The organism is Lysobacter sp. F6437 (assembly GCF_052547215.1).
On record NZ_JBQWRB010000002.1, the window covers coordinates 354,346 to 360,883 of the forward strand.

The 6,538-nt window shown below is 67.3% G+C and carries 3 protein-coding genes; 2 read left to right on the plus strand and 1 reads right to left on the minus strand.

Going from position 1 to position 6,538, the window contains the following annotated elements; genetic code table 11:
- Positions 1 to 157: 157 nt before the first annotated feature.
- A complete protein-coding gene (locus ACT9F5_RS10165; RefSeq protein WP_445119827.1) occupies positions 158 to 2,977 on the minus strand; it encodes a TonB-dependent receptor in 2,820 nt (939 codons plus the stop codon).
- 231 nt (positions 2,978 to 3,208) lie between these two features.
- On the opposite strand from ACT9F5_RS10165, the gene ACT9F5_RS10170 reads away from it, so the two are divergent.
- Complete coding sequence (locus tag ACT9F5_RS10170; RefSeq protein ID WP_445119828.1) at positions 3,209 to 5,908, plus strand: alpha-amylase family glycosyl hydrolase; 2,700 nt, start codon at positions 3,209 to 3,211, stop codon at positions 5,906 to 5,908.
- A gap of 245 nt (positions 5,909 to 6,153) precedes the next feature.
- Positions 6,154 to 6,456, plus strand: a complete 303-nt coding sequence (locus ACT9F5_RS10175; protein WP_267172971.1) for a putative quinol monooxygenase — start codon at positions 6,154 to 6,156, stop codon at positions 6,454 to 6,456.
- Positions 6,457 to 6,538: the final 82 nt, after the last annotated feature.

Below are 6,538 nucleotides of genomic sequence, written 5' to 3' on the forward strand. Positions count from 1 at the left end.
CGGCTTCAGCCGCGATCGGGAGTCGGCGCGAACGACCAACCATCCGATCGCGGCTGAAGCCGCTCCTACAAAATCCAGGAGGGCGTCCCCCAAACAAAAACCCCCTGCCGGCGCGAGCCGACAGGGGGCAGGGTATCCAACCACGGGGGTCCGACGGTCAGAACTTGTAGCTGGCGCCCAGCAATACCTGGCGGCCGTACTCGTTGTACATCTGCGGCAGGTTGCCGGAGGTGGGGTAGTACTCGCGGTACGGCTCGTTGGTGATGTTGTTGGCCTGCAGCAGCAGCGACAGCCCCTGCAGCTGCGTACCGTCGGCGAACGAATAACCGACCTGGAAGTCGACGATGTCCTCGCTGTCGATGTAGCGCTTCTGGCGGTCGCCACCAAAACCCTGCACCTCGCCGAGGAACGGCGAACGGTGGCGCTGGCTGACCCGGGTCGAGAAGCCGCTCTTCTCGTAGTACAGGGTGATGTTGGAGACCTCCTCCGACAGGCCCGGCAGCGGCTCGTTGCCACCGCCCGGGCCAAGCGGCTCGATCGCGCTCTTGGTCTTGGAGTAGCTGGTGATCAGGCCGAAACCGTCGAGCGGCTGCCACAGCAGGTCCAGCGGCACCGACAGCGCGGTCTCGAAGCCGTACAGGCTGCCGCCCTCGCCGTTCTCGGGGGTGGTGAACTCGCCGATCGGCGAATCCGGGTTGAACCCGCGCGGGTCGTAGCCGCTGAAGTCGTACGCCACGGTCTGGTTGTAGATGTACGACTGCAGGTCCTTGTGGAAGCCGGCCAGCGAGAAGTAGCCGCGGCCGCCGAAGTACTTCTCGTACGACAGGTCGAGCGCGGTCGCACGCCACGGCTGCAACCCGGGGTTGCCACCGCTGCCGCGCCACTCGCCGTTGACGCCCTGGCTGGCGTCGATGCTGACGTTCTGGTTGGCGCGCAGGTCGTCCATGCGCGGCCGTGCCATCTGCTGGCCGAGGCCGAAGCGCAGCTTCTGGTCGTGCGGCATCGCCAGCGCGAGGTTGAGGCTCGGCAGGATGTCGGTGTATTCGTCACCGCCTTCCAGCGGCACCGGCGTGGCGGCATCGCCGAACGGCACGATGTAGCCGTCCGAGCTCTGGTCGGTGCGGACCACCTGCACGCCGACGTTGCCGGTCAGCCAGAACCCATCATTGAGGTCGGCGTCGAGGTTGACCTGCACGTAGCCGGTGGTGATCTTCTCGTTGACCGTCCAGTTCTTGTTGGCGATGTCCTGGTGGACGTGCTGCTCGATGTCGTACAGGCCGAGCACGCGGTCGATGTCGTAGCCGACCATGCCGGGGATGCCGGTGAAGCCCAGATCGGCGTTGCCGGTCAGCATGTCGGTCGGGATCGCCATTTCAAGTGCGCCGTCCGGCAGCCGCAGGAAGCCCTCGAAGCCGCTCTTGCGCAGCTTCTCGCGGTCGGCGTGGTTGATGCCGAACTCGACGCTGCTGAAGATGCCCGAGGCGAAGTTGCGGGTCGCGCCCAGGCGCAGCGAGGTCAGCTCGTCCTCGACCCCGGGGTACTTGATGAAGCCGTTCTGGCCCCACCCGGCGGGGTCGGTCAGGACCAGGTTGGACGGATCGCCGTAGTCCTCGCCGTAGCTGAACTGCGGCAGCCCGGTGTCGCGGTCGATCACGAAGTCGACGGTGTCGGTGCGCGGGCCGCTGACGTGACCGAGGCCCGAGTAGGTCTCCAGCAGCATCTCCGAGCGCTCGGCCTTGGAGTAGCTGATGTCGGCGATGGCCGACCAGTCGGCGCCGAAGTTGAACTCGTTGCGCCAGCCGGCGGCGAAGATTTCGTCGTCCTGGGTGTTCTTGTCATTGCGGATCACCGGACGCACGCCCGAGAACGTGCCCGACATCACCGAGCCGTCGACGATCACCGCGTTGCTGAGACTGGTGCCGGCGCCCCAGGCCAGGCCGGTTTCCATGAAGCGCAGGGTCTCGGACTTGTCGAAGGTGGAGTAGTACGCATCCACCACCGAGCTGTAGGTGTCGTTGGGCTTGTACTCGACCACCGCCATCAGGCCGTCGCGCACGTTTTCCACCGACGAGGCCTGCGACTTGCTGCCACCGATCAGGAAACTGCCGGGCGCGCCGCCGTTGTCGGTCGGGTAGCCCCATGACTCCCAGCGCTCGGCCTGGCCGGGCGAGTCCATCCGCGCATAGCCGATCGCCACGCCGATGGTGTTGTCGGCGAACTGGTCGATGTACGACCCGCTGACGCGGTAGCCGTTGGCGTCGTAGCCGTCATTGAGCTCGCCCAGCGAGTTGCGCTCGCCGCGCACGTTGAGCGAGATCACCCGGTCCGGGAACGCCAGCGGGCGCACCGTCTGCAGGTCGACCGTGCCCGACAGGCCCTGGCCGACCAGCGAGGCGTCGGTGGTCTTGTACACGGTGACCGCGCTGATCAGCTCGGACGGGTACTGGTCGAACTCGACGCCGCGGTTGTGGCCGACGCTGACCTGCTCGCGGCCGTTGAGCAGGGTGGTGCCGAAGTTCTCGGCCAGGCCACGGATGCTGATGGTGGAGGCGCGACCGGCGACGCGCTGCGCGGTCAGGCCGGGCAGGCGCGCGATCGACTCGGCGATCGACAGGTCGGGCAACTTGCCGATGTCCTCGGCCGAGATCGACTCGACGATCGAGCTGGAGGTGCGCTTGGTCTCGATCGCGTTCTCGATGCCGGCGCGGATGCCGGTAACGGTGACGCGATCGAGCTGTGTGGCCTCGGCGGCTTCGGCTTCCGCGTCCGCGGCCTGTGCCCGGGCTTCGGCCGCCTGCGCCTCGGCTTCGGCGGCTTGCTTGCGCGCCTCGGCGGCCTGCACTTCGGCGGCCTGCGCCTGGGCGGCGGCCTGCTCCGCGGTGGTCGGGTCGATGGATTGGGCGTGCGCGCCGGCAGCGACCATGAGGGTCGCCGAGGCCAGTGCCACGCTCAGCAGGTTGCGCTTAAGTTTCAACATCTCCCCTCCAAATGCACGAAGACTTCAAATTGGTTTTGCCGACACGGGCGTCATCCCCCGGCGCAGGTCGATGGTAGACGCAGGCATCCCTGCACAAATTGCAGTGCAAACGTATTCATGGCGGCAGGCCCGCGCCGCGCGAAACCCCGTCATGGCGCTGTGGAATAGTGAACGGGGCTGCGTCCGTGCCGGTCCGGCGGCGACGCGGCGCCATCCGCGCAGGAGGATTCCATGCAGGCCAGCCAGGTTCCGGTCCCGTTTCGCCGCGGCATGCTGGCCTTCGCACTGGCGCTGGTCGCCGCGACCGCTGGCGTCGCCGCGCAGGCCGCCCCGACGCAACCCGGCGCCCTGCACGTACCTTCACCGGACTGGCGCGACCAGGTCATCTACTTCCTGATGATCGACCGCTTCGACGATGCGCAGCTTGGCAACAACGACCAGGGCGTCGACGAATACGACCCGACGGACCCGTCGCATTACAGCGGCGGCGACATCCAGGGCATCACCCGGCGGCTCGACTATATAAAGAGTCTCGGCGCCACCGCGGTCTGGATCACCCCGCCCGTCGCCAACCAGTGGTGGAACCCGCGCGGCAGCTACAGCGGCTACCACGGCTACTGGGCGTCGGACTTCGGCGCGGTCGATGCGCACTACGGCACGCTGGCCGACTACCAGGCGTTGTCGCGCGCGTTGCACGGCCGCGGCATGTACCTGGTGCAGGACGTGGTGGTGAACCACGTCGCCGACTACCTCGACTGCAAGCCCGGCGACGACGGCGCGCTCGACCCTGGGCGCGACTGCAGCGTCCGCGCCGACGCCCGCGGCCGCACCGCGCCGGTGCAATCGCCGTTCGACCGCAACGACGCGCGCAACCCGGAACAGCGGGCCGAAGCGATCTACCACTGGACCCCGGAGATCATCGACTTCACCGAGCGCCGGCAGGAACTCGACTTCGCACTCGCCGGCCTCGACGACCTGGATACCGAAAACCCGAACGTGCGCGACGCCCTGCGCGCGTCCTACGGCCACTGGATCCGCGAGGTCGGCGTCGACGCATTCCGGGTCGACACCGCGTTCCACGTGCCGGCGGATTTCTTCCCCGACTTCCTGCACAGCGACGACGCCGCCGCGCCCGGCATGACACGCGTCGCCGCCGCGACCGGCCACGATGACTTCCTGTCGTTCGGCGAAGGCTTCGGCAGCGACAAGCCGTTCGACGACACCCAGGCGCGCAAGCTCGACAGCTACATGCGCGTGCCCGGCGGGCTGCCGTCGATGATCAACTTCCCGCTGTACGGCAGCCTCGGCGACGTGTTCGCACGCGGCCGGCCGACCGCCGAGCTGCGCCATCGCATCGAGTCGATGCTGGCGCTGCACGCCGACCCGCACCGCATGCCGAGCTTCATCGACAACCACGACGTCGACCGCTTCCTTGCAGGCAGCGACGGCGCCGGGCTCAGACAGGCCTTGCTGGCGATGCTGACCCTGCCCGGCATCCCGGTGATCTACTACGGCACCGAACAGGGCTTCAGCGAACGCCGCGCATCGATGTTTGCCAGGGGCGTCGGCAGCGGTGGTCGCGACCACTTCGACATCGGCGCGCCGTTGTATCGCTACCTGCAAGATGCGATCGCCCTGCGCCGCGACCACAAACTGTTTTCGCGCGGCACCCCGACCGTGCTCGCCGCCGATCCCGCCGGTGCCGGTGCGATTGCGTGGCGCACCGACCATGACGGCAACGCCGCACTGGTCGTGCTCAACAGCGCCGACCACCCGGCGCTGCTCGACCACCTCGACACCGGGCTGCCGGCGGGCACCCGGCTGCAGGGACTGTTCGGCATCGACGACGCGCCTGCCGACCTCGTTGCCGGCGCCGACGGCGAAGTGACGCTGGTGCTGCCGTCGCGCAGCGGGCAGGTGTGGCAGGTGGAGCGGGGCGGCGTGGCGTCCGAGTCGGAGTCCACGTCGGCCGTGCCGCCGGGATCGTCCTCGACGTCGACCACCGCAACCGCGTCGTCCGTGCTGACCATCGCCCCACTGCAAACGCAGGAGTCCGGCGACCCACCCACCCTCACCGGCAACCTTGAACTCGCCGGCACCGTCCACCCGGGACAGACCTTCCAGCTCGTCGTCGACGGCAACCTCGCCGCCGCCACCGCCGTGCGCGCCGACGCCGATGGCCGCTGGCACGCCACCGTCCGCACCGACGGCATGACCGACCCCGCGATCGAACACCGCGTCGTCGCCTTCGACCCGACCAGCGCCCACACCAGCCCCGCCCGCCCGTTCCGCGTCGCCCTCGACTGGCGATTGCGCGTCGACCAGCCCGACCCGCACGGCGACGACACCGGCCCGACCGGCAACTACAGCTACCCGCTTGATCCCGGCTGGCGCGACCTGCACCCGGCCGACATCGAACGCGTGCGCGTCTGGACCGCCGGCGGCGCATTGCGGTTCGAACTGACTCTGCCCGGGATCAGCACCGGCTGGAACCCCGCCAACGGCTTCGACCGCGTCGCCTTCACCGCCTACCTGCAACTGCCCGGCGTTGATGGCGGCGCCACCGCCATGCCGCAACAGCATGCCGACCTGCCCGACGGCATGCACTGGCACCGCCGCCTGCGCGCCCACGGCTGGTCGAACGCCCTGTTCGGCTTCGACGGCGCCGGTACCACCGACGAAGGCACCCCGGTCACGCCAGGCGCCGCGATCGACGTCGACGCCGTCGCACGCACGATCACCTTCACCCTCCCGGCGACCGCGCTAGGCACCCCCGACTCACTCGCCGGCGCGAAGTTGCACGTCACCACCTGGGACTACGACAGCGGATACCGCCCGCTGGCGCCAGAGGCGGGTCCCGTGACATTTGGCGGCGGCGAAACCGGCGACCCGCGGGTGATGGATGCTGCCACGGTGGACCTGCAGTACTAAACTAATGAGACGTGCTGGGGTGGTTATCATCCAGAAGTGCAGTGATAACTGATAACACTTTATTTGCGCTGCATATCCGTCAGCCGTTCACGCGAGGCGCCCGGCAACCCAGTGCGGATGCGGTTGACGCGGCTGCCGGGGCAAACGACGATCGGAAAGACCCCAATTTTGGGGTCTATGTAGGTGTTAGGCTTGCAAGAGAACATGGCGTATCGTGATGTCGTTACAACAACAGGAGACATATCGTGGTCAAAGTAGCGTTGTTCGTTCGCCTTGAAGCGAAACCCGGAAAAGAGAAAGAGGTGGAGAGCTTCCTTATGGGCGGTCTTCCCATTGTCAATGAGGAGCCTGCCACCACTGCTTGGTTTGGCATTCGCCTTGGGCCAAGTACTTTCGGAATCTTTGATGCCTTTCCGGATGAAGCGGGTCGGCAAGCCCATCTCTCCGGCAAGGTCGCAGCAGCGTTAATGGCAAAGGCTGGTGAGTTGTTCTCCGAGCCGCCGTCCATCGAGAAAGTTGACGTACTTGCGGCAAAGCTACCCGGCTAAGCAAGGGTGAATTCAACCACCAAGTGCGACAACCCTCAGCCGCCGAATAGGCGTTGTTTTGGTGTTTCGTAGCCATACCGTT

Coding starts and splice junctions, on each gene's coding strand:
- ACT9F5_RS10170 (WP_445119828.1), top strand. CDS start 3,209: ATGCAGGCCAGCCAGGTTCCGGTCCCGTTTCGCCGCGGCATGCTGGCC.
- ACT9F5_RS10165 (WP_445119827.1), bottom strand. CDS start 2,977: ATGTTGAAACTTAAGCGCAACCTGCTGAGCGTGGCACTGGCCTCGGCG.